This is a genomic window from Dysgonomonas sp. 521 (assembly GCF_010501055.1).
Taxonomy (GTDB): Bacteria; Bacteroidota; Bacteroidia; order Bacteroidales; family Dysgonomonadaceae; genus Dysgonomonas.
The window spans coordinates 1-1,163 of the sequence record NZ_QVMO01000222.1 but is presented as its reverse complement, the minus strand read 5'-3'; the positions used below and the strand labels follow the sequence as shown (position 1 = coordinate 1,163).

Sequence of the window (1,163 nt, the reverse complement as noted above, 5' to 3'; positions counted from 1 at the left end):
CCTCAGTTAATGTCACTTTGTATCGTATTGCCATAGTTGCTTTTGTGGCAAATATACGATATTTGTCAGACATTATCAAATTGACATGACACTAGCAGTGCCATTATCATCCAATAGTGTTATAGCGAGAGTTCCATAAACTCTTGCTGTTACGTAGTTTTTAGGAGACATGAGGAAGAAGTTATGCCCTTTCTCTTCTCCTATTTTAAAATTACTAGCCCATGCTCCACCTAAATCTATTTTTCCAACATCAACATACAGAGGCTTGCCACCTCCATCTCTATACCATGCTTCTGCTTCTTCTGGTGTCAGATATCCATCATAATCAGGTCTGTCTTTTAATCCATCAAAACTTGTTTGATAGCTTTCTTGTGCTTTGTCATCTAAAGCACTAATTCCAAGATTATGTTTGGAGGCATCTTTATTGGACATCCCTTGTGTAAAATTATTTGCATTCATAAAAATAGCATCTCCTTGTAATCCATCTTCTGTAGTTCCAATAAGTTCTCCCCTCTCATTATAGACAGGAGCCATTCCTGTAGGGTCTATAAACTTCAACGGATTATTCATCACATACACATACGGACTCCAACTATAATACTTCTCCGCCAGCGGATCCACACTCGTAAACCTACCTATACCACTCTCATAATACCTTGCCGAGTAATCATACAAATTCACCCCATGCATCGCATCCAGCTCCTTACCGTTGTACTTATACGGCTGTTTCCCTGCCCCTGTAGTACTTGCAAAGACCGAACCAAAAGGATAATAATGATTCTTCTGAACCAATGTACCGCTGGCATTAGCCACCACACGGTTATTACCCAGATGGTCATTCATATAGAAATGATAGGTAGTGCCTTCGATATAGCCGCCGTCAATCAGTATACGCTTTAATGTGGCGAGTAACTATCTATTGCCCGTCCTGTTATACTTGCCGAGCTACCTCTATAGCAAGAGTAAATTTAACTAGTCTCTCCTTACGAATATAAAAGTTTCCAAATAGTTTTCATTTCGCCAGCATTTTCATCAGTAGAAAACTATTTGCATTTGGTTGGCAGCATTTATTATCACTACTGTCCGCTAAAAAACAGAGCGAACTTTTAAAAAATAAAAAATCCGCTCTTCTGCTTATCTTTGTAGTAGCAACAAAACAAAAT

At 38.7% G+C, this 1,163-nt stretch carries 1 protein-coding gene; it reads right to left on the bottom strand.

Features of this window, described 5'->3' with window-relative positions:
* Positions 1 to 75 precede the first annotated feature (75 nt).
* Positions 76 to 843: an RHS repeat domain-containing protein gene (locus D0T84_RS22270; RefSeq protein ID WP_163310108.1), complete on the bottom strand. Its 768-nt coding sequence runs from the start codon at positions 841 to 843 to the stop codon at positions 76 to 78.
* Positions 844 to 1,163: the final 320 nt, after the last annotated feature.